The organism is Hydrogenophaga sp. (assembly GCF_051860785.1).
Taxonomy (GTDB): Bacteria; Pseudomonadota; Gammaproteobacteria; order Burkholderiales; family Burkholderiaceae_C; genus Hydrogenophaga.
Genome location: NZ_JBIMLB010000002.1, coordinates 332675 through 353722 on the forward strand (window position 1 = coordinate 332675; position 21048 = coordinate 353722).

Sequence of the window (21048 nt, forward strand, 5' to 3'; positions counted from 1 at the left end):
TCGCAGAGACCATCAAAGAAGAGCGCCGACGCCGGGTCGGAATGCACATGCGCTTCAGGCGAGGTACACCGCAATGAATGCCAGCATGAAAATCTGCAGCGCGCCCGCCAGTGGCAACACGATGGGCATGTAGTGGATGACCGTCTCCAGGAGGTCCTCGGCCTGCTCGTCGGTGTACTCCTTGAGCTCCGGATCGGAATAGTCCGTCGGGCGCTCGGCCAAGGCCTGGTCAGGTGGCGGCTGGTGGTGATGGGTATCCATGTGTTGTCCTTTCGCGTAGGAACGCCCTCAGGGCAATTGGCGTTCCTGCGGTGCGAGGCGCCAGACAGCGGCGCTTGCCGCAAGAAATGCGGTTTGCGCTGCTGTCCTGCGCGAATCAGGCAGGTTCCACGGCCATCAGGGCATCCTTGCGCGCTTGCAGTTCCTCGCGCATCGTCACCAGATCGAGGCCGCGAACCGCGCGCGCCTTCGGAAAGATTTCGTTGCGTTCTTCCTTCACGTGGTGGTCGATGTACTCGCCCAACACCTTGACCTTGGCATCGAACATTTCGTCGGCCGTGTCCATGGCCTCGATCTGTGCGATCAGATCCTTGGCGCTGGCGTGCTCGACCTCCGCTTCGGCGAGCAGATCGGTGTCCTTGAGCGCCGCGCGCAGAGCGGGGTAGAAGATTTCCTCTTCGATGGTGGCGTGCACCGTGAGCTCCTGGCAGATCTGGCGGGCCAGGTCGAGCTTTTTCTGCTCGGCAGATTTCGCTCTGGATGAAGCCAGATCGTCGTAGTCCTTGAACATCTTCTTGACGGCTTTGTGGTCGGCATCGAGCAGCGTGCATGCATCGGGGGCGTTGCGGGTGGTGGCCATGAAGAGCTCCTTTTGACGTGGGTATGAATCGGGTTGTGGGTGCATTCGTCGCGTGCAACGAACGCTCAGACCAATGGCAAGCGATGTGCCCGATGGGCTGTGAAGATGTGTGCGACTCAGCTCAGGGTGGCCAACACCGCGCGCAGGTCTTCCACCTCCGCCGGTTTGACCAGATGGCCGTCAAAACCGGCTTCGTGCGAACGCAGCAGGTCTTCCTTCTGGCCCCAGCCGGTCAGCGCGATCAGCGTCACGTCCTGCCCTTGCGGGCTCTGTCGCACCTGGCGTGCGACCTCGTAGCCGTCCATGTCCGGCATGCCGATGTCCAGGAACATGGCGCAGGGCCGGTAGTTGTGCAGCGCCTCCAGCGCGGCCTGTCCGTCGTAAACCGTCTGTACGTCTGCACCCAGGAATTGCAGCACCATTTCCAGGCTGTCGGCGCTGTCGCGGTTGTCGTCCACCACCAGGATGCGGTGCAACTTCTGCGCCTTGGCGTGCTCCTGGCTCCCCGTTTTCCCCGGAATGCGGTCCGCCATCACCAAAGGAAGGCGCACCAGGAATTCACTGCCATGGCCGAGCCCTTCGCTGCGCGCCTCCACGCTGCCGCCATGCATGTTCACGATGCTGCGCACCAGCGTGAGGCCGATGCCCAACCCGCCCTGGGCGCGGTGGTAGGTGTGGTCGGCCTGTGTGAACAGATCGAAAACCCGAGGCAGCATGGTCCCCGGGATGCCCGCACCGTTGTCCCGCACGGAAATCACCACCTCGGGGCCTTCGCGCCGGGCGGTCAGCCAGATGCGGCCACCTTCCCCGGTGTACTTGGAGGCGTTGTTCAGCAGATTGGCCAGCACCTGAGCAAGGCGCATGCCGTCGGCCTCCAGTGTCAGCACTTCGTCGGGCAGAGAGACCGAGAGTTCCTGTGAAGCGGCGCGAATCAACGGCTTGTTGGTGTCCAACGCGTTCTGGACCACATCCCCCAGTTCAATCGATTCCTTGCGCAACTCGAACTTGCCGCGTGTGATGCGCGAGACTTCCATGAGGTCATCGACCAGCCGCACCAGGTGCGAAACCTGCCGCTCCAGCATGTCGTGCAGCCGATCGGCACCCACACCTCCGCTGTTGGTCAGACGCAGGACATGCAGGCTGTTCCGGATCGGCGCCAGCGGATTGCGCAGCTCGTGCGCCAGCGTGGCCAGAAATTCGTCCTTGCGCTGGTCGGCTTCCCGCAGGTCCTGTTCGGCTCGGCGCAGTTGCGTGGTGTCGTAGTAGAAGCAAGCCACGGCGTGGCGACCATCGGGCATGGTGATGCGCAACAGTTGCCAGTTGTAGGTCTCCACTTCGTTGATGTCGGCACGATCGCTGATGAGGCTGTTCGACACGTAAGGTTCTCCCGTCTCCAGCGTGTGGCGGAAGATGGCGATCAGCTCCGTGGCCAACGGTTCTGGCCACAGCACGCGCATCGCTTCGTCCAGCCGCGTGCCGATGGCGGGATTGACGTTGCGGAAAGCGCGCGCCTGCGTTTCCGCATTGATGTGTGAAACGCGGAAGTCGGCGTCGACGACGTAAAAACCGCTGGGTGAATGGTGGATCAGGAAATCGAGCAGTTCCGTGCCACGCCGCGCTTCAGCCTCTTGTTGCTTGCGCGCGGTGATGTCCAGCGTCACGGAGATGATGCCTGTGGGCCGGCCTGCGCCATCGCTGAGTCGGGACACGCTGTTGTGCACCCAGATGATCGAACCGTCCTTGCGGACATACCGCTTCTCGATCTCGAACTGCTCGCCGTAGTGGATGAGCCGCGCGCGCCGTTCCAGGTTCACCGGGCGATCTTCGGGATGAAGAACGTCCTGCATCCGCATGCCCAGCAGCTCCTCCTGCGAATAGCCCAGGATCTCGCAGTAGCGACGATTGACGCTCAGGAACCGGCCATGCAGGTCCGTCTCCGCCACACCGCCCAGCATCTGACTGAACAGCGCTTTCTGCCGGGCGTCCGAGACCTTCAGGGCCTCTTCAGACCGGGCTTGTTCCAGCCGGGTCCAGACCCGTGTGGTCAGTTCCTGCATCAACTCCACTTCGTTGTCGAGCCAGTCGCGCGGCTCGGCTTGCTTGACCGACAGCAGGAATCGCCATCGCCCGTCGCGGATCATGGGCACGCAGACAAAGGCCGCGGCGCGCATGGCGATCAGCTTTTCGGCATACACGCGGCCATCGTTGCGAACGTCCTTCACCACCAGAGCCTCGCCTCGGCGCAATGCAAGAACGGCGTCTTCACCCAGAAAATCGGCAACGCGGTAGACCCCACGGTGGCCCGGCATGCCGCTGCGGTGCCACTCATGCCCCACCGTCACCTCATCGCCAGCCTCGTTGGTCTCGGCCAGTTCGCAGCGCGCTATTTTCAGGTGGGCGCCGATCTTGGCGCCCACCAGCGCCAGGGTTTCGTCGGCGTTTGACAGTTGAACCAGGTCGCTGCTGATCTCAGAGAGAAAGGCCAGGTTCGCTTCGCGGCGCCTGCGCTCGGTGATGTCGTTGAACACCACGGCCACCTGGTGTTCCTCGGGTGAACCGATGCGGAAGGCGTGCACCTCGTAGAACCGGTTGAGTGCCCTCGCGACGTGTTCAAACCGGCGCGCTTCGCCGGTCAGCGCGATCTGGCCGTAGACCTCGAACCAGAAGGCCTCGTGCTCTGGCACCATGTCGCGCACCCGCTGGCCGAGGGCATTGGCCAGGCCGGTGTGCTGCTCGAACGCGCTGTTCGTGCGCAGGAAGCGGTAGTCGTTGGCCTTGCCGTGCTCGTCGAACAGCACCTCGACGGTGCAAAGCCCCTGGTCAATGGAGTCTAAGAGTTGGCGATAGTGGCTTTCCGATCGGGCCAACGCGGTCTCCGCGCGTGCGCGCTCCACCGCCGCCCAAGTGTGTTCGGCGGTTTCTTCTACCAAGGCAATCTCAGGGCCGGTCCATTGGCGCGGCCCTTTGCTGTGCACCGCCAGGCCCAACACGAATTTGCCGCTCTTGATGAGCGGCACTCCGATGTAGGCACCTACCTGAACAGCCGCATAGGCTGTGTGCTGCTCCTCGGACAGCGAGTCGTCGGCCGCGACGTCGCCGGCCACGGCAACACGGCCTGCGCGATACCGCTCCAGCATTTCCTGACCAAAAGAAGCCACTGGATAACGTCCGGCGATGGATGCGACACCTTCCACATGGTCACGCTCGATGAGGTACTCGTCCCGCTGCACATCAAAGTAGGCCACCCGGTTGGCGTTGAGTTGCCGCGCCAGCATGCGGCTGGCGGTGGCCTGGATCTCCATCGGGTCGCCCAGCGGGCGCAAGGCGTCATTCAGCGCCTGCAAATACGCGTGGTTCGATTCAACATCGACTGGGCCTGTCATCGGGTTGGCTGTCATGGGCTCCTTTCATGCGAAGCGCCCGGACGCAGGGCAATCGGCGTTCCCGCCCGCTGAGTGTGCAAGCGTGGCCATGGCCGGGCGATGTGCGTCTCCCGGTCATTCTTGCCGCAGATTCCGCCATCGGCGGGTTGGCGCACTTCGTGCGCGAGGATGAGCGCGAACGCTTCCATCGGGCACGCGCTTTGCCGGGAGGTCATGCGTTCGGCCCCATGCGGTCGGCGCATCCCTTCCACATATCGCAGGAGAACTTCCATGGCAGCGAACAAGCAGGGCCAGCAAGGCCAGCAGCAAGACCAGCAAAGTCAGGATCGTCAGAACCCGGGCCGTCAGAACCCCGGCCAGCAAGGTGACCAGAACCGCCCACAGGGCCAGCGCGAGCAGAGCAATCCAGGTGGCTCCGACCAGCAAGGCCGCAAGGAGGTCAACCCTTCCACCCAGAAAGACTACCCGGGCTCCGGCACGCGCGAGCAACGCGACAACGAGGCGGATCGTCGCGATCGCCCGCAGCAGCCCTGAGCTGCAATCCCTCGCTCTCGCCCACTTGTGCGCAGGTGGGCGGGGGCGCTTTTTCTTGCATCGGAAGCCCCCCATGTCCAACACCAGAAACTCCCCACCCCGCAGCGATGCCAAGGCCGCTGCCCGCCAGACCGACAGCGGTCCCTCGCAGGTAAACGCCGCCGCCGCCGATACAGCCACCACGCAGGTGGTGCAGACGCAGGACATGGTTGCTGGCATGCCGTTCAACCCCAACAAGGCGGGTGAACACGGTTTTGACAACGGCCTCCAGCCGCAGCCCGGCGCCACCGTGGAGCCAGCATCGACCCTGCCCACGGGCAGCACGCTGTCGGAAGAAAACGTGTCCGCCAAAACCGGCACGCAGGCGGCTGAGGGAGTGAACTGGACCATCGAAGCGCTCGACCGCGTTCGCGTGGATTCTTCTGGCCAGGCACTCACCACGAACCAGGGTGTGCCCATTGCCGACAACCAGAATTCCCTGAAGTACGGCGTGCGGGGGCCTGTGCTGCTGGAAGACTTCATCCTGCGCGAGAAGCTCACCCATTTCGATCACGAGCGCATTCCCGAGCGCATCGTGCACGCGCGCGGCTCCGCCGCGCATGGCTACTTCGAGTGCTATGAGCCGCTGACCGACATCACCAAGGCCGCGCCCTTCAAGGAGGCGGGCAAGATCACCCCCGTGTTCGTGCGCTTCTCCACCGTGCAGGGCGAGCGTGGCTCCAAGGACACCGCACGCGATGTGCGCGGCTTCGCCGTGAAGTTCTACACCGACGAAGGCAACTGGGACCTGGTGGGCAACAACATGCCGGTGTTCTTCATTCAGGACGCCATGAAGTTTCCGGACCTGGTGCACGCCGTCAAGCCTGAGCCGCACAACGGGATGCCGCAGGCTGCCAGCGCGCACGACACCTTCTGGGATTTCGTCTCGCTCATGCCCGAGTCCACCCATATGCTCATGTGGGCCATGTCCGATCGCGGCATTCCGCGCAGCTATGCCACCATGCAGGGCTTTGGCGTGCACACCTTCCGCATGGTCAACGACGAAGGGGAATCGGTGTTCGTGAAGTTTCACTGGAACCCGGTTTACGGTACGCATTCCCTGGTGTGGGAAGAAGCCGTCAAGATTTCCGGTGCCGACCCGGATTTCCACCGCCGCGACCTTTGGGAGCGCATCGAGGCCGGCGCCTACCCCGAATGGGAACTGGGCCTGCAGGTGTTTACCGAAGAGCAGGCCGACCAGTTCAGCTTCGACATTCTCGACGCGACCAAGATCGTGCCGGAAGAACTGGTGCCCGTGCGTCCCGTGGGTCGCATGGTGCTCAACCGCAACCCCGACAACTTCTTCGCCGAAACCGAGCAGGTCGCGTTCTGCACCGCGCACATCGTGCCCGGCATCGATTTTTCCAACGACCCCTTGCTGGCGGGCCGCATCCATTCGTATGTGGATACGCAGATCACCCGCCTGGGCGGACCCAACTTCCACGAGATTCCCATCAACTCGCCATTGGCCCCTGTGCACAACAACCAGCGCGATGGCATGCACCGCCAGGCCATCCACCGGGGACGTGTGAGCTACGAGCCCAACTCCCTCGGCGGCGGTTGCCCGTTCCAGGCCGGTGCTCAGCAGGGCTTCGTGTCTGTGCCTGCGCGCATCCACGCCAAGGAAGAGCAGGGCAAGGTGCGCGCCAAGCCCGAGAAATTTGCCGACCACTACACCCAGGCCACGCTGTTCTTTGAGAGCCAGAGCCCGGTGGAGCAGGCGCACATTGCCGCGGCTTTCCGTTTTGAACTCTCCAAGGTCACGGTGCCCGCCATTCGCGAGCGCATGGTGTCCTCGCTGCGCAACGCATCCGAATCGCTGGCACAGGAAGTGGCCCAGGGTCTGGGCATGGCGGTGTTGCCCGATCCCATGCCCCGGGCGCTGGAAAACCCGACCATGCCTGAAGTCACCCATTCACCCGCGTTGTCGTTGATGGCGCGGCCTGGAGACGGCTCCATCAAAGCCCGCAAGATTGCCGTGCTGGTGGGCGACGGCATGGACGGACAGAGCGCCATGAATGTGCATGCCGCGCTGTTTGCTGAAGGCGCGGTGCCGCGCTTTGTCGGCCCCCGCATCGGGCCCGTCAAGACGTCCGACGGCGTGGCCATTGACGCCGACGCATCGCTGGAGAATGAGCCGGGTTTCCTGTTTGATGCCCTGGTGCTGCCCGATGGCAAAGGCGTGGCCGAGGCGCTGGCCAGGGATGCACACACGCTGGACTTCATTCGCGACCAGCACCGCCATTGCAAGACCGTGCTGGTGATGCCGGCATCCGATGCGCTTTTGAAGGCGGCCGGTGTGGCGCCCACCCTTCCGTCGGGTGAGGCCGATCCCGGCATCGTCCAGGGCACGAACGTGGACGCTTTCATTGAGGCGATGGCCAGGCACCGCCACTTCGAGCGTGAGACCGATCCGCCTTCGGTCTGAAGCGCGCACGCTTCCCGCCATCAGGCCTTGACGAGGTAGGCGATCTCGGTCTGGTGTTTGCGGGCGTCGGGCTCGGACTGCGCGTCAATCAGGTAGGTCTCCAAGCGGGAGGTCCAGTCGGTGGCGTCTTCGCTTTCTCGTGTCTGGAACCGGATACCTTGCTGCGCTGCCCAGCGCTGCATCTTCTCGTTCGCAGCCACGAGACCGGCCTGAGGCCCTGTGTGGACCAGCACCGCGTATTGCCCGGCGGGCAGGGCATTTCCCCGTACCCGCCCGTCCCCCGGGGGCGCCGATTTCACCGGCAGGCACACATCGATCTCCATGCGATCCGGCATGTCGGTCATGCGATAGCGCACGAAGGGCGGGCCTGTTTCGGCAATCTGGCGCGACCGCATCCATTCACGCAGTTCGGCGAGATGCCGGGCAATCACCTGGGCCTCCTCGTTCAGGGATGTGAAGACGGGAATGCCGAGATAGGGCCGTTCGGCGCGGTAGTCGAGATAGATTTGATCGGGCATGGGCAGTCTTTCTGGTCAAGCAGGGCCCTGACCGTGGCAATCGACGTGCCGCCACTCTCGAAAGGCGTCAATGGTCAGCCAGGACGGTCGACCTCGCTCGTGATCCATCGCACGAGTGCTTGCAGGTCTTTGGACTGCCGCAGGTGGGGCGCAATCCAGAGCAGGATGTTGAACTTGCCAGCTGCAAATCCAAAGGGCGCGATGAGTCGACCCGACGCCACCTCGTCCTGCACGATCATCCGGGGAGTAATGGCCACTCCCAGGCCACAGGCCGCCGCCTGGATCATCAGATAGAAGTGCTCATAGACGTCCTGCTCCGGGATCTCCATCGTGGGAAATCCCATGGCGCTCAGCCAGTCGCCCCAGGCCGATGGCCGGGTCTTGGTGCCCAGTATGCGAGCCCGTTGCAGGTCCTCGATGCGTGCCTCGAGTCCTGCGTTCTGCAGATAGTGGGGTGCGCACACCAGACCCACTTCCTCCTTCATGAGGTGCTTCACGATCACGTCCTTGGGCGGCGGCACCATGTCGTTGCGTATCGCCACCCCGACTTCGTCTCGAACAAGATCGATCTCGGCGTAGTTCACATCCAGGTGCAACTGAACGTTCGGATGCTTCTGCTTGAAACGTCCCAGCCGTGGAATGAGCCAGTGCATCATGATCGTGGCCGAGCAGGAGAGCGTCAGCGGGCCCGGCTGCAACTGCGCCACGCTGGTGTTGATCAGATCAAATCCTTCCGTGAGCTTGGCCGCCAGCCTCGCACCCTCGTCGGTGGCGACGACCGAGTGCGACAGGCGCTTGAGCAGCACCACGCCGAAGAGGCTCTCCAGCGTCTGGATGTGCCGGCTGATGGCGCCGGGCGTCACGCTGAGCTCTTCAGCGGCGCGGCTCATGCTTCCCAGGCGCACGGAGACTTCGAAAGCCCGCAGGGCGTTCAGGGAGGGGCGGGGGGCATTCATGGGATGGCCAGACCTTTCAGGGGGACACGTGCAGCATCGCCTGCAATGATGTGAGTTTTTTTCATTCCGATCAACAGAAAATGTGCATTGTTGACATGGTAGACCGCCTCCTAGAATCGTTCAGCAAAACTCATGGACTGGACCGTTTCACATGCTTCTGGATTCGATCGCTACACCCGCATCACCCTCCGGTGAGCCCGCTGGAACCGAGCAGGAGCAACTGGTCATTGCGACCTACCTGATCGAGACTGCCTTTTCGCTGGAGGCCGCTGCCGAAGTGATTGCCGGGGAACAGTCTTGCGGGACCTTTGTCGATGTGCCAGGTGAAACGGCCGAACTCAAGGCGCGCCATGGCGCCAAGGTGATGGACATTCAACCCCTGGAGACCGTGGACCACCCTTCCCTGGAAGGCGCCACCGTTCCCCGATCGGCCAAAGGCAAGGCGCGCTTCCAGCGCGGCACGGTGCGGATCGCATTTCCCCTGCGCAACTTCGGACCGTCGATTCCCAATCTGCTGACGACCGTGGCAGGCAACCTTTTTGAGGTGCAACAGCTCTCAGGTGTGCGGCTGATCGACCTGGATCTGCCCGCCCCCTTTGCCGAACGCTATGCCGGCCCAGCGTTCGGTATCGAGGGAACGCGCCGACTCGCAGGGGTGCACGGTCGGCCACTGATTGGCACCATCATCAAACCCAGTGTGGGGCTCACCGTGGACCAGGCCAGGCCCCTGGTGCGCGAGCTGGCGATGGCAGGGCTGGACTTTGCCAAGGACGACGAGCTCAACGGCAACGCGCCCTACGCGCCTCTGAAGGATCGCGTGAGGGGGGTCATGGACGAGATCAACCGCGCTGCCGACAAGACCGGCAAGAAGATGATGTATGCCTTCAACATCACGGGCGACATCGATGAAATGCGCCGCGGCCACGATCTGGTGCGCGACAGTGGCGGTACTTGTGTGATGGTGGCGATCAACAGCGTGGGATTCGCCGGCCTTTCCTACCTTCGCCAGCACGCTGAATTGCCCATCCATGGGCACCGTGCCATGTATGGCGCTCTGGCACGTTGCAGCATGTTGGGCATCGGCTTCACGGCCTATCAGAAGATCTGCCGACTCGCCGGGGTCGACCACCTGCACGTGGGTGGGCTCGATAGCAAGTTCTATCAAAGCAATGCGGAAGTGCGTCAGTCCATCCTCGATTGCCTGGAGCCCCTTTTCAGCGGCTACCGTGTGATGCCTGCCATCTCATCGGCGCAATGGGCAGGATCGGCCATCGAGACCTACGCACAGACAAAGACCATCGACGTGCTGCACCTGGCCGGCGGCGGCATCATCGCCCACCCAGGAGGTGTGGCAGGCGGCGTGCGCAGCATGCAGCAGGGATGGGAGGCTGCGATGGCAGGCAAGGGGTTGCTCGAATACGCAGCCAGTCGCCAGGAGCTCCGAAGCGCGATCCAGAAATTCGCGCCTCGCCAGTCAACAAAATAAGACCGATCACGAAACATTCCCCCATCCGGGAACCCAGAGGAAACAAACCATGAAATTGACGGATGTTCAACTGCAGAACTATCGCGACAATGGCTTTCTTGTCGTGCCTGGCGTTTTCTCGCCAGAGGAAGTGCAAGCGCTTCGCGAAGAAACCATCCGGATCTTCGACCATGAAAGGCCGGAGATCTGGCGCGAGAAGAACGGAGCCCCTCGCACCGCTTTCGGTTGCCACGAATACAACGACCTTTTCCGGATGCTGGTGAACGACAGCAGGCTGGTCACACCCGTCGAGCAGATCACGGGCGAGGCGCTTTATGTGCACCAGTTCAAGGTCAATCCCAAAGTGGCCTTCGATGGCGACCCGTTTCCCTGGCACCAGGACTTCGCGACCTGGCACCCTGACGACGGCATGCCCCTTCCCAAAGGCATGAACATTGCCATCATGCTCGATGAAGTCACCTCATCGAACGGCGCGTTGATGTTCGTGCCGGGTAGCCACAAACTGGGCATGCTGGAGGCGCCCGACATCAATGGCCGGCGATGGATGGAGCGCAAGGACGTGACCTCCCTGATCCGCAGTGCCAGTGACATCGCGGTGGCCGCAGGCCAGGCTGGCGACGTGCTGATGTTTCACGGCAATGCCGTACATGGATCCGCAGGGAACATCACGCCACTGCCACGGCGGATCCTGTACGTGACCTACAACGCTGTGTCCAATGCGTTGCGCAATCCCACTCGGGCGCCGTTCATTGCCCACCGCACCTTCGAGCCCGTCCACGCGGTGGAGGGCTCGTTCCTGCAAGCGAACGTGTAATTTCTCGCGTATCCCAAGACCACCCTGGAGACAAGACATGAACTTTCGATTCACCCGCCGCGCTGCCGGCGCGGCCCTGGCATCCCTGGCCTTGCTCGGGTTCTCCCCGAGCGTGCTTGCCCAGCAGATGAAACTTCGTCTGGCCCACTATGCGGCTGCCAACAGCCCGGTCGATCAGGCGGCTCAGGAGTTTGCACGGTTGGTCAACGAGCGCACGCAAGGCCGAATTTCGGTCCTGCTGTTTCCGAGCAGCCAACTGGGCAGTGTGGAAGCCAACGCCCGCGACCTCTCGCGGGGTACGCTCGATCTTGCGCTGCTCACGCCGGGTTCGCTTGCGGGCCTTGATCCACTCCTCGACATTCATTACCTTCCCTTCATCGCCACCAACTACCAGCAGGCCGACGCGCTGTTTTACAACCCGTCCGGTGTGTTGCAGAAGACCGTGCGCGAGACACTGGCCAAGCACCGCATCCAGACGATGGGCTTCTACGAGCTGGAGTTCCGAGCCGTGACCAACTCGCAGCGGCCAATTGAGAAACCCGAAGACCTCAAGGGACTGAAACTGCGCGTGCCGGGTTCGGCCGCCATCAAAGGCTTTTTCGAGGCTGCGGGCGCGCAGGCCGTGGTCATGCCTTTCCCGGAACTGTTCACCGCCTTGCAGCAACGCACGGTGGATGGCCAGGACAATGGCGCGTCGTTGACTTACGAATCCCGGTTGTTCGAAACGCAGAAGTACATGACCACGCTTCAGCATGTCTACGCCTTCGGCACCTTCAACGCCAGCAGCCAGCTTTGGTCGAAGCTCTCTGAAGCTGACCGCAACGTGATGCTCGCCACGGCCCAGGAGGTGGGCAAGCGACAGATTCAGAAGAATCGGGAAATCAATGACCAGTTCCTGGTGAAGCTGGAGCAGGCGGGGATCAAGATCACCCGACCGAGTGACAAAGTTTTCGCCGAGTTTGCGCGCATTGGTCAGCAGGTGTGGGACAAGTTGACTCCGGTGTACGGTGCCGAGCGCATCAAGGCATTGCGCGAAGAGGTGGCGAGTACCCGCGCCAGCACGACGCGCTGATCGCACATGGACATGATTGCGAACGTGCGCCATTCAAGGCCCCTCGTTTCCAAAGTGTTCTGGCTGGAACGGCAGGTATTCGAGATCGAGAAGTGGGTGTGCGTGGTGGCACTCTGGGTGATGCTGCTGGCCATCATCAGCAGCGTCCTGGTTCGCTACTTCCAGTTGCCCTTTCCCAACCTGAGTGAGTGGGGGGTGGTGGCCATGGCCCCGCTGACGTTCATCGGCATGGCGATGTGCAGCTATCTGGGCGCCCATATCGCGGTCGATCTGGTGAAATCCGTGGGACGGCCGGGGGTTCAACGCGTGGCGCGTTTCATCACGGGTCTGGCCACGGTGGTGTTCGCCACCGTGTACCTGCAAGTGGGCTGGACGTTTTTCCGCGGCACCTTCGAATCGGGCGAACGCCTCATTGACATGGGGACGCCGGTGGCCTTGCCTCTGTTCTTCCTGCCCGCCGGCATGGTGCTGGTCCTGTTCCACACCGCCCTCGAAATCTGGCGCACCATCCGCGACCTCGAAGCGGTCCATCAGGAGCAGGAATGACCATAGGTATCTCGATTCTGTTGGCTTTGCTGCTGGTTGGTGTGCCCATCGGCATTGCGTTTCCACTGCTGGTCATTGCTTTCTCGGAGGCCTGGAACATTGATTGGGCGATGCTGCCCTCGACCACGTTCGACACCATCTCCAGCTTCCCCTTGCTGGCCATTCCGCTCTTCATCCTGGCCGGCGAGATCATGAACCGTGGCGGGCTCATCGGACAACTGACCGAAGTGTGCGACCGCCTTCTGGGATGGTTGAAGGCGCCGATGGGCCATGTGATGATCGGTGCCAGCGCACTGATGGGCGCCATCACCGGGTCTTCTGTCGCCACCGTGGCGGCCATCGGAGGCACGGTAGGGCCCGAGATGCTGCGACGCGGTTATCCGCCTGGCTACATGGCCGCGCTCAATGCGGCTTCGGGCTTGCTCGGCGTGCTGATCCCTCCGTCGATTCCGCTGATCCTCTACGGCTCCATCGTGGGTGTGTCCATCACGCAGTTGTTCATGGCTTCCATCGTGCCGGGCCTGATGACCATGCTGGCATTCATGCTTGTGCACTATGCCTTGGCGCGCAAGGTGCTACCCGAAGGCCGCGAATTGCAAGCAGATCGGTCTGCCCTGAATATCGGGGGAGCCACATCGAACCTGGGTGGGCTGCTGGTGCGCTCCTCACCCGCGCTGTTTCTTCCCGTGGTCGTGCTGGGGGGCATCTATTCGGGCGTTTTCACACCCACGGAAGCCGCCGCGGTGGCTGCGGTGTACGCCCTGTTGGCGCTTCTGCTCGGCCGTACGGGCAGAATGGGCGACCTCAAAGGCATCTTCTCCAGAGCAGCCGTCAGCTCGGCCGCCATTCTCTTCATCATCGCCTTTACCAGCGTATTCAACCGGGCACTCGTTCTCGAGCAGATACCGCAAGCCATTGCAACCTTTGCCACCACGTACACCGACAGCCCACTGATTTTCCTGCTGGTGGTCAATCTGGTGTTGCTGCTCATCGGCATGATGATGGAGACCAACGCGGCCACTCTGCTGATGGGTCCCTTGCTGGCCCCCGCAGCGGCCGGGTACGGTATCGATCCTGTCCACTTCGGCATCATTCTGGTGGTCAACGTCGAGATCGGCTTGCTCACACCCCCACTGGCGGCCAATCTTTTCGTCGCAGCGCGAACGAATGGCGTGCCTCTGACCGCCATGTTCCGCTACCTGGGATGGTTCATCGCGGCGACGCTGGTGATGCTCGCGTGCATCACCTTCATCCCATCGTTGCCTCTTTGGTATCGCCACTTCTAGACGCCCGATGAACCTGCCTGCGGACGTGCCCTATCCCGTGGTGTTTTACGGGGACGATTTCACTGGCGCGAGCGCCAACCTGGTCGAATACCATCGACAGGGCCAGAGCGGGGTTCTTTTCGTGGAGACCCCCACACAGGCCCAGGTCACCCGGCATGCGCGAGCGGGCGACATCGTGGGGATAGCCGGCGTGGCTCGTTCGCTGTCACCTGCCGACATGGCCGCCGAAGTGCGACCCGCTCTGGAACTCTTCAAGGTGCTGGGCGCCCGCCTCATCCAGTACAAGCTCTGCGCCACCTTCGATTCATCGCCTGGCAAGGGGAACTTCGGCGTCGTGATGGAGTTGGCGCGTGAGATCTTTGGCGCGCACAACATGCCCATTGTGGCGGCCCATCCCGACTTCGGACGGTTCACCGTGTTCGGGAACCACTTTGCCGACTTCCAGGGTTGCACCTACCGCCTGGACCAGCATCCCAGCATGTCCCGGCACCCTCAGACTCCCATGAACGAGGCCGATCTGCGACGACACCTGGCTCGACAGACCGAACTGCCGATCGGCCTTTGCGATCTGTTCACCCTGAGGTCCGCCTCCCTGGATGCACTGCAACAGCTGCTCGAGAACAACGACTGGGCTGGGACCGTGTTCGATGCCCTCGAGCACCAGGATCTGGTGACCCTGGCCGCTGGCGTCTGGAGGGCGGCGCAGCGGCGATCCATCTTTGTTCTCGGTTCGCACGGTTTTGCGGCCGGACTGGCACCGCAATTGCGTCCTGCTGATCCAGGCAACACCGTGTCAGCCCGCGAGCCCCAGGGCCCAGTGGATCAGCTCGTGGTGCTCTCGGGGAGCTGTTCTCCCCGGACCGCTGCGCAGATCGAATACGCCAGGGCCCAGGGGTGGGCAGATTTCCGCCTGCCGCTGGAGCAGATCGCTCAGCGCGGCATGCAGAGTGTGGTCGATTCGATGTGTGGACGGATCCTGAGCGCCCGGGCTGAGGGACGCAGCGTGGTGGTCTATGCTGCGTCGGGCCCGGATGACGCCACCATCTCCGTTGGCCGTGGAATCTTCGACGCCATGGCCAGGGAATCTTCAGCGGTGATCGGTCAGATGTACGGCGAGATATTGAAGCAACTGGTGAGCGATCGTGCCATGCCCCGGATCATGCTCGCCGGCGGGGATACGTCGAGCCAGACAGTGCGGGCCCTTGGCATCGAAGCGCTCACGGTGGATGCGATCAATCCGTCGAGCACCGAAGCCCTCATGCGCATGCACGCCGAAGGCAACCCCTTCGATGGCTCCCAGGTGCTGATGAAGGCTGGCCAGAACGGCAGCGACGACTACTTCATCCGGGCGCAACTCGGCACGGACTGGATCTAGGCCGACGTGGTGCTACCTGGCCACTGGCGGCATGCTGCCGCCAGCGGATTCACATCTGGTCGAACAACGACGTGGTGCCGCTGCCATGCGATGCTGAGACGCGCAGCCGCATCACGCGCTGGAAGAACAGGCTGTTCGGCACCTTCAAAAAGACCGGTTCTTTGCCAGGTACCGCATCTTCGCGAAGGGTGGTGTAGATGAGGTTGATGTCCATCACCTCGCCACCCAGCCCGGGCTTGTCGCCGCTTTCGACCAGCTCGATGTGGTCGCGCAGGCCGAAGGGCCGCGTGGTGTAGATCAGCACGGCGCAGAAGATGTTGGAGAGCACGCTCCACGCTGCGAAGAACGCCACCGCCGCCACAGCGGCAAAACCGGTGAACGCCGTCCAGATCACCCCGCCGGACACGCCCAGCCGGTCCAGGATCAACAGCACCGCCGCACTGAAGAGCACGAAGCTCACCAGCCGGCGGCTCCCTACCACCAGTTCCAGCGGCAGGTGCTTCTCTTCGCCCAGCCGGCTGATGAGGCGGTGCAGTAACGACCGCAGCAGCAGCGTGAGGAGAATGATCAAGGCCGCCTGCAGGCAGACCGTGATGACGTCGATCCAGGGGTGAGCCCAATCGGGCAGGAAGTTCTTCATGTGTTGCATGGGGAGCAGGGCGCTTAGGGCGCCAGGGCTCCGAGCATAACGGGCTCTGAATCGCTGACTGAATGGACTTCCCCCAAAGTCCAGTGCTGGGCCAACTCAAAGCTCCGTCCGCAACCGCCAGATCTCCGGAAACAGCACCACGTCCAGCATCTTGCGCAGGTAGCTCACACCACCCGTGCCGCCGGTGCCGCGCTTGAAGCCGATCACGCGTTCCACGGTGGTGACGTGGCGAAAGCGCCAGAGGCGGAAGGCGTCTTCCAGATCGGTGAGTTCTTCGCCCAACTGGTACAGGTCCCAGTGGTCCTTGGGGTGGCGGTACACCTGCAGCCAGGCTTGTTCCACTTCGTCGCTGGTTTCGTAGGGCTGGCTCCAGTCGCGCTGGGTGTGGCTCTGCGGCACGGGCAGGCCTCGGCGGTCGAGCAGGCGCAGGGCTTCGTCGTAGAGAGACGGCGCTTCATACGCGGCCTGCACCACGGCCAGCCGCTCAGCGTTGTGCTGATGGGGCTTGAGCATGGCGGCGTTCTTGTTGCCCATGGCGAATTCGATGCAGCGGTACTGGTGGCTCTGGAAGCCGCTGCTTTGCGCCAGGTAGGGGCGGATGGCGCTGTATTCGGGTGGGGTCATGGTGGCAAGCACGTCCCAGGCGTGCACGAGCTGTTCCATGATCTTGCTCACGCGCGCGAGCATCTTGAAGGCAGGTTGCAGTTCGTCGGCGGCAATGTGGCGGATGGCGGCATGCAGCTCGTGCAGCATGAGCTTCATCCAGAGTTCGCTGGTCTGGTGCTGCACGATGAACAGCATCTCGTCGTGCGCGGGCGAGAGCAGCTTTTGCGCGTTGAGGATGGCGTCGAGGTTCAGGTAGTCGCCGTAGCTCATGTCTCGACTGAAGTCGAGCTGCGCGCCTTCCTGGCGAACGATGTCTTCGGGTTGGTTGTGAGGGCAGGTGCTCATGGTCAGATCACGTCACCGCGTGCCTGGTGTTGAATTCGGGGCGCTTCCATTCACCGCTTTCCAGCACCTCGCGCAGGTGCTCCACGGCGGTCCAAACGTCTTCGAAGCCGATGTAGAGCGGCGTGAAGCCGAAGCGCAGGATGTCCTTGTGGCGGGCGCCGTCGCCAGCGCGGAAGTCACCCACCACGCCGCGTGCGATGAGCGCCTGCACGATGGCATAAGCGCCTTCGTCGCGCGTGAGGCAGACCTGCGACCCACGCTGCGCGTGATTCAACGGCGTGGCCAGGCCCAGGCCGTGACCCTGGCAGCGCTCGTCCACCAGGCCGATGAAAAGGTCGGTGAGGGCGAGAGACTTCTTTCGCAACGCAGCCATGCCGCCAAGTTCGTCGGCGGCCAGCAGCGTGTCCACGCCGCATTCGAGTGCGGCCAGACTGATCATCGGCTGCGTGCCGCACTGGTAGCGCGTGATGCCGGGGGCAGGGCGGTAGTCGGGCGTGAAGTCGAACGGTGTGGCGTGGCCCCACCAGCCGGCCAGGGGTTGCCAGAAGCGTTCGGCGTGGCGCGGGTTCACCCACACGAAGGAGGGTGCGCCGGGGCCGCCATTCAGGTACTTGTAACCGCAGCCCACGGCGTAGTCGGCGCCCGCGCGGGTCAGGTCCACCGGTACGGCACCGGCGCTGTGGGCCAGGTCCCACAGCATCAGCGCGCCGGCCGCGTGGGCGGCGGCGGTCACGGCGGGCATGTCGTGCATGGCACCGGTGCGGTAGTTCACGTGGGTGAGCATGAGCACGGCCACGTCGCTGCTCAGCGCGGCGGCGATGTCTTCGGGCTCCACCAGCACCAGTTCAAAGCCGCGTTCCTTGCACAGGGCTTCGGCGATGTAGAGATCGGTAGGAAAGTTGCTGCGCTCGCTCACGATGCGTTTGCGCTGTGGGGTGTCGGTGGCGGCCAGGCTCATGGCGGCCGAGAGCACCTTGAAGAGGTTCACCGACGTGCTGTCGGTGGCCACCACGGTGCCCGGGTCCGCGCCGATCAGTCGCGCGATCTTGTCGCCCACCTTCTTCGGCTGCGCGAACCAGCCGTTCTTGTTCCAGCTCTGGATGAGGTCGGCGCCCCATTCGCGTGTGACCACGTCGGCCACGCGGGCGGGCGCGCTGCGCGGCATGGCGCCGAGCGAATTGCCGTCGAGGTACAGGGTGCCTTCGGGAATCAGGAACAGGTCGCGCAGGGGGCGCAGCGGGTCCTGTTCGTCGAGGGACTGGCAGTCTTGAAGTGTGGTGGTTGTCATTTCAGAGTTCTCGCAGCACAGCGCGCACGGGGCTGGCGTCGGCAGTGGTGAGTTTCAAGGGGAGGGCGATGAGTTCGTAGTCGCCTTCGGGCACGTCGTCGAGCAGCAGGTTTTCCAGCACGCGCAGGCCGCGACGGCGGATGGTCTGGTGGCTGGGCAGGGCCTTGCTGTCGGCAGGGTCGATGCTGGCGCTGTCGATGCCGATGAGCACCACGCCGAGGTCGGCCAGCTGTTCCACGGTCTCGGCGGCGAAGGCCGGCAGCTCGTTGTCGAAGCGGTCCTGCGGTTGCAGTTGATACACCCGCAGCAGCACGCGCGGCGGCAGGTCCTTCAAGGCATGCACGATGTGCTCAGGCTTCACCAGCGGGCCACAGCCGATGGCGTGGATGACGCGGCACGGACCGATGAACGCGTCGAGGTTCACCGTGCCAATGGCCGCGCCGTCGGGGTCGTAGTGAAGGGGAGCGTCGGCGTGCGCGCCCACGTGGGGCGACAGGGTGATGGCACTCACGTTGACCGGGCAGCCGGGGCCGATGGTGGTGGCCCAGGTTTGCGAGTAGGCCGTGTCACCCGGAAAAACCGGTGCGCCAGCGTGCACGGCAGGAGAGATGTCCCAGAGTTTTTTCATGGAGCGGTGAAGGTAGCACCGCGAAAAAAACCATGGTGTCGGTTAATCCCAACACGCCGCAAAAAAGCTTCAGGCCTGAATCAAATCGGGGCCATGCCGTGGCGCTGGCGTGCGCGGGTGCAGGCGTCGCTGCCTTCTTCGAACTCGCGGCAGGGCGAGGGGCGCCATTCGTAGATGCCGCAGATGGCCTTCTGGCCCACCTTGCCGGTGAGCGCCGCGCAGCGGGGCGGCGAATGATCGGTGCCGCGCAGGCGGGCGATGGTGTCGTTCACCTCCACCGCCAGGCCCGAAGGTACGGAGCCACCCATGTCGTCCACCTCGTGCACCGAGAAGTCGACGCGGAAACAGGCGCAGCAGGCGCCGCAGGTGGTGCACGCGCTCACGGTGCTGCCTTGGGCGGGACTGGCGGTGCGCGGTACACCAGCACCTTGAGCGAGCGCTCGGGCGAGGCATCGGCAAAGGCTTCGGGGTTGGGCAGGCGCTGCTCGAAGATCAGTTCGGGCGCGGCCTCGCGCATCTGCTCCTGCAGGAAGGCGGTGCTCAGCTCGGGCGCATTCAGGCAGAGCAGCACCCGGCCTGCGGGGCGCAGCAGATCGGGCAGGCGGCGCATGAGGCGCAGGTAGTCCTTGGTGGCGACGAAGCTGCCTTTCTGGAAGCTCGGCGGGTCGACGATGACCATGCCGTACGGGCCGCCACGGGTGATCTTTCCCCAGGTCTTGAAGATGTCGTGGACGAGAAAACTGGCGCCGCCCGGCAAGGCGTTGATCGGGTGGTTCTGCTGACCGATCGCCATGGCGCCGCTGCTCATGTCCACGTTCACCACGTGCTTCGCGCCGCCCTGCAGCGCCACCACGGAAAACGCACAGGTGTAGGCGAACAGGTTCAGCACCTTGTGACCTTCGGCGTGTTCGCGCACCCACTGGCGGCCCTCGGCCATGTCGAGGAACAGGCCGTGGTTCTGACCCTTGAGCACGTGCACGAGAAAGCGCGCGCCGCGCTCGCTCACCACATGCGGCTCGGGCACTGTGCCGGCCATCAGCCGGGTCTCGTTGTGGCCTTCGTGTCGGCACTGGAAAACCCAGTTCAAGGGCTCGCCGGGTGCGACCTGTGCCCAGCGTTCGGCCAGGGCGTTGTGGATCAGTGCCAGCGTTTCCTCGGCCACGGGCTTGAAGCTGGTGAGCAACCAGACCGGCGGGAACACGTCCAGTGCCCAGTGCTCGTTGCCCGGATGCAGCCCGCCCCGCCCATGGAAGACGCGCTGCGCATCGGCAGAGGGTTCGATGCGCGCAATGGCGTCGAGCAGGGCCTGCATCAGGCCAGGCGGCCAAGCAGCAGGAATTCCATCAGCGCTTTCTGCACGTGCATGCGGTTCTCGGCCTCGTCCCACACCACCGACTGCGGGCCATCGATGACTTCGGCGCTCACTTCTTCACCGCGGTGCGCGGGCAGGCAGTGCATGAACAGCGCATCGGGCTGGGCCGCGCGCATCATGTCTTCGTCCACGCACCAGCGCTTGAAAGCGGCGCGGCGCACTTCGTTCTCGGCCTCGAAGCCCATGCTGGTCCACACATCGGTGGTGACCAGGTGCGCGCCCTTGCAGGCTTCGCGCGGGTCCTTGAACACCTTGTAGCAGTCGCGGTTGCTGATGCCGGCGAGCACCGGGTCCACCTCGTAGCCGCCGGGCGTGCTCACGTGCACGGTGAAACCCAGCAGTTCGGCCGCCTGCAGCCAGGTGTTGGCCATGTTGTTGCCGTCGCCCACCCACGCCACCACCTTCCCTTCAATGGAGCCGCGGTGTTCGATGAAGGTGAAGATGTCGGCCAGGATCTGGCAGGGATGGAATTCGTTGGTGAGTCCGTTGATGACCGGCACGCGCGAGTGCGCGGCGAAGGCTTCGATCTTGCTCTGCTCGAAGGTGCGGATCATCACGATGTCGACCATGCGGCTGATCACGCGCGCGCTGTCTTCGATCGGCTCGGCGCGGCCAAGCTGGCTGTCGCCGGTGGTGAGGTGTACCACGGAGCCACCCATCTGGTACATGCCGGCCTCGAAGCTCACGCGGGTGCGGGTGCTGGCCTTCTCGAAGATCATCGCCAGCGTGCGGTCGGGGTCGGCGAAGGGTTGGTACTTCTCGAATGCCTTGAACTTCTTCTTGATGTGTGCCGCACGCTCGAACAGGTAAGCGTAGGCGGCGGCGTCGAGATCCTTGAACTGCAGGTAGTGCGGAATCGTCATG

General features: G+C 63.5%; 20 protein-coding genes. 8 read left to right on the forward strand and 12 right to left on the reverse strand.

The genetic code is table 11. From position 1 onward, the window contains the following. Window positions 1–54 precede the first annotated feature (54 nt). The 3 genes from ACTIF6_RS04650 to ACTIF6_RS04660 form a co-directional block, all read right to left on the reverse strand. Window positions 55–261 (reverse strand): hypothetical protein, encoded by a 207-nt coding sequence (locus ACTIF6_RS04650; protein ID WP_439586838.1) that lies wholly within the window; start codon window positions 259–261, stop codon window positions 55–57. A 115-nt stretch (window positions 262–376) separates the two neighbouring features. Further along, window positions 377–859: a hemerythrin domain-containing protein gene (locus ACTIF6_RS04655; RefSeq protein ID WP_439586839.1), complete on the reverse strand. Its 483-nt coding sequence runs from the start codon at window positions 857–859 to the stop codon at window positions 377–379. A gap of 116 nt (window positions 860–975) precedes the next feature. After that, window positions 976–4257 (reverse strand): PAS domain S-box protein, encoded by a 3282-nt coding sequence (locus ACTIF6_RS04660; RefSeq protein WP_439586840.1) that lies wholly within the window; start codon window positions 4255–4257, stop codon window positions 976–978. A 255-nt stretch (window positions 4258–4512) separates the two neighbouring features. On the opposite strand from ACTIF6_RS04660, the gene ACTIF6_RS04665 reads away from it, so the two are divergent. Together ACTIF6_RS04665 and ACTIF6_RS04670 are read left to right on the forward strand one after the other, a co-directional pair. Continuing rightward, window positions 4513–4776, forward strand: coding sequence for a hypothetical protein (locus tag ACTIF6_RS04665; RefSeq protein WP_439586841.1), 264 nt, complete (start codon window positions 4513–4515; stop codon window positions 4774–4776). A gap of 73 nt (window positions 4777–4849) precedes the next feature. After that, window positions 4850–7243 (forward strand): catalase, encoded by a 2394-nt coding sequence (locus tag ACTIF6_RS04670; RefSeq protein WP_439586842.1) that lies wholly within the window; start codon window positions 4850–4852, stop codon window positions 7241–7243. Between the two features lie 20 nt (window positions 7244–7263). On the opposite strand, the gene ACTIF6_RS04675 is transcribed toward ACTIF6_RS04670, so the two are convergent. Then, window positions 7264–7761 carry a GyrI-like domain-containing protein gene (locus ACTIF6_RS04675; RefSeq protein ID WP_439586843.1) on the reverse strand — a complete coding sequence of 166 codons (498 nt, stop codon included), beginning with the start codon at window positions 7759–7761 and terminating at the stop codon, window positions 7264–7266. A gap of 74 nt (window positions 7762–7835) precedes the next feature. Continuing rightward, window positions 7836–8717 carry a LysR substrate-binding domain-containing protein gene (locus tag ACTIF6_RS04680; RefSeq protein WP_439586844.1) on the reverse strand — a complete coding sequence of 294 codons (882 nt, stop codon included), beginning with the start codon at window positions 8715–8717 and terminating at the stop codon, window positions 7836–7838. 151 nt (window positions 8718–8868) lie between these two features. On the opposite strand from ACTIF6_RS04680, the gene ACTIF6_RS04685 reads away from it, so the two are divergent. From ACTIF6_RS04685 to ACTIF6_RS04710, 6 genes are read left to right on the forward strand one after another with little or no spacing between them, the layout of a single operon-like run. Then, complete coding sequence (locus tag ACTIF6_RS04685) at window positions 8869–10203, forward strand: ribulose-bisphosphate carboxylase large subunit family protein (RefSeq protein WP_439586845.1); 1335 nt, start codon at window positions 8869–8871, stop codon at window positions 10201–10203. A 49-nt stretch (window positions 10204–10252) separates the two neighbouring features. Then, on the forward strand, window positions 10253–11017 hold the full coding sequence (locus ACTIF6_RS04690; protein WP_439586846.1) for a phytanoyl-CoA dioxygenase family protein: 765 nt from the start codon (window positions 10253–10255) through the stop codon (window positions 11015–11017). 37 nt (window positions 11018–11054) lie between these two features. Beyond that, window positions 11055–12089: a TRAP transporter substrate-binding protein gene (locus ACTIF6_RS04695; protein ID WP_439586847.1), complete on the forward strand. Its 1035-nt coding sequence runs from the start codon at window positions 11055–11057 to the stop codon at window positions 12087–12089. Window positions 12090–12095: 6 nt separating this feature from the next. Beyond that, complete coding sequence (locus ACTIF6_RS04700) at window positions 12096–12635, forward strand: TRAP transporter small permease (RefSeq protein ID WP_439586848.1); 540 nt, start codon at window positions 12096–12098, stop codon at window positions 12633–12635. Further along, on the forward strand, window positions 12632–13921 hold the full coding sequence (locus tag ACTIF6_RS04705; RefSeq protein ID WP_439586849.1) for a TRAP transporter large permease: 1290 nt from the start codon (window positions 12632–12634) through the stop codon (window positions 13919–13921). The genes ACTIF6_RS04700 and ACTIF6_RS04705 overlap by 4 nt, the downstream gene beginning before the upstream one ends. Window positions 13922–13928: 7 nt before the next feature. Continuing rightward, on the forward strand, window positions 13929–15296 hold the full coding sequence (locus ACTIF6_RS04710) for a four-carbon acid sugar kinase family protein (RefSeq protein WP_439586850.1): 1368 nt from the start codon (window positions 13929–13931) through the stop codon (window positions 15294–15296). Window positions 15297–15345: 49 nt separating this feature from the next. On the opposite strand, the gene ACTIF6_RS04715 is transcribed toward ACTIF6_RS04710, so the two are convergent. The 7 genes from ACTIF6_RS04715 to argF form a co-directional block, all read right to left on the reverse strand. Then, on the reverse strand, window positions 15346–15945 hold the full coding sequence (locus tag ACTIF6_RS04715; protein WP_439586851.1) for a mechanosensitive ion channel domain-containing protein: 600 nt from the start codon (window positions 15943–15945) through the stop codon (window positions 15346–15348). Window positions 15946–16041: 96 nt separating this feature from the next. Then, window positions 16042–16896: a tryptophan 2,3-dioxygenase gene (gene kynA, locus ACTIF6_RS04720; RefSeq protein WP_439586852.1), complete on the reverse strand. Its 855-nt coding sequence runs from the start codon at window positions 16894–16896 to the stop codon at window positions 16042–16044. A gap of 7 nt (window positions 16897–16903) precedes the next feature. After that, entirely contained in the window at window positions 16904–18184 is a 1281-nt protein-coding gene (gene kynU, locus ACTIF6_RS04725; RefSeq protein ID WP_439586853.1) for a kynureninase, read from the reverse strand. A gap of 1 nt (window position 18185) precedes the next feature. Then, window positions 18186–18812, reverse strand: coding sequence for an arylformamidase (gene kynB / locus ACTIF6_RS04730; protein ID WP_439586854.1), 627 nt, complete (start codon window positions 18810–18812; stop codon window positions 18186–18188). Between the two features lie 80 nt (window positions 18813–18892). After that, window positions 18893–19195, reverse strand: a complete 303-nt coding sequence (locus tag ACTIF6_RS04735) for a YkgJ family cysteine cluster protein (RefSeq protein WP_439586855.1) — start codon at window positions 19193–19195, stop codon at window positions 18893–18895. Further along, complete coding sequence (locus tag ACTIF6_RS04740; protein ID WP_439586856.1) at window positions 19192–20124, reverse strand: class I SAM-dependent methyltransferase; 933 nt, start codon at window positions 20122–20124, stop codon at window positions 19192–19194. Before ACTIF6_RS04740 ends, ACTIF6_RS04735 begins: the two co-directional genes overlap by 4 nt. Beyond that, the gene (argF, locus tag ACTIF6_RS04745; RefSeq protein ID WP_439586857.1) at window positions 20124–21047 is read right to left on the reverse strand and encodes an ornithine carbamoyltransferase; all 924 of its coding nucleotides are present in this window, start codon (window positions 21045–21047) and stop codon (window positions 20124–20126) included. The genes ACTIF6_RS04740 and argF overlap by 1 nt, the downstream gene beginning before the upstream one ends. Window position 21048 lies beyond the last annotated feature (1 nt).

Coding starts and splice junctions, on each gene's coding strand:
- ACTIF6_RS04650 (WP_439586838.1), bottom strand. CDS start 261: ATGGATACCCATCACCACCAGCCGCCACCTGACCAGGCCTTGGCCGAG.
- ACTIF6_RS04655 (WP_439586839.1), bottom strand. CDS start 859: ATGGCCACCACCCGCAACGCCCCCGATGCATGCACGCTGCTCGATGCC.
- ACTIF6_RS04660 (WP_439586840.1), bottom strand. CDS start 4,257: ATGACAGCCAACCCGATGACAGGCCCAGTCGATGTTGAATCGAACCAC.
- ACTIF6_RS04665 (WP_439586841.1), top strand. CDS start 4,513: ATGGCAGCGAACAAGCAGGGCCAGCAAGGCCAGCAGCAAGACCAGCAA.
- ACTIF6_RS04670 (WP_439586842.1), top strand. CDS start 4,850: ATGTCCAACACCAGAAACTCCCCACCCCGCAGCGATGCCAAGGCCGCT.
- ACTIF6_RS04675 (WP_439586843.1), bottom strand. CDS start 7,761: ATGCCCGATCAAATCTATCTCGACTACCGCGCCGAACGGCCCTATCTC.
- ACTIF6_RS04680 (WP_439586844.1), bottom strand. CDS start 8,717: ATGAATGCCCCCCGCCCCTCCCTGAACGCCCTGCGGGCTTTCGAAGTC.
- ACTIF6_RS04685 (WP_439586845.1), top strand. CDS start 8,869: ATGCTTCTGGATTCGATCGCTACACCCGCATCACCCTCCGGTGAGCCC.
- ACTIF6_RS04690 (WP_439586846.1), top strand. CDS start 10,253: ATGAAATTGACGGATGTTCAACTGCAGAACTATCGCGACAATGGCTTT.
- ACTIF6_RS04695 (WP_439586847.1), top strand. CDS start 11,055: ATGAACTTTCGATTCACCCGCCGCGCTGCCGGCGCGGCCCTGGCATCC.
- ACTIF6_RS04700 (WP_439586848.1), top strand. CDS start 12,096: ATGGACATGATTGCGAACGTGCGCCATTCAAGGCCCCTCGTTTCCAAA.
- ACTIF6_RS04705 (WP_439586849.1), top strand. CDS start 12,632: ATGACCATAGGTATCTCGATTCTGTTGGCTTTGCTGCTGGTTGGTGTG.
- ACTIF6_RS04710 (WP_439586850.1), top strand. CDS start 13,929: ATGAACCTGCCTGCGGACGTGCCCTATCCCGTGGTGTTTTACGGGGAC.
- ACTIF6_RS04715 (WP_439586851.1), bottom strand. CDS start 15,945: ATGCAACACATGAAGAACTTCCTGCCCGATTGGGCTCACCCCTGGATC.
- kynA (WP_439586852.1), bottom strand. CDS start 16,896: ATGAGCACCTGCCCTCACAACCAACCCGAAGACATCGTTCGCCAGGAA.
- kynU (WP_439586853.1), bottom strand. CDS start 18,184: ATGACAACCACCACACTTCAAGACTGCCAGTCCCTCGACGAACAGGAC.
- kynB (WP_439586854.1), bottom strand. CDS start 18,812: ATGAAAAAACTCTGGGACATCTCTCCTGCCGTGCACGCTGGCGCACCG.
- ACTIF6_RS04740 (WP_439586856.1), bottom strand. CDS start 20,124: ATGCAGGCCCTGCTCGACGCCATTGCGCGCATCGAACCCTCTGCCGAT.
- argF (WP_439586857.1), bottom strand. CDS start 21,047: ATGACGATTCCGCACTACCTGCAGTTCAAGGATCTCGACGCCGCCGCC.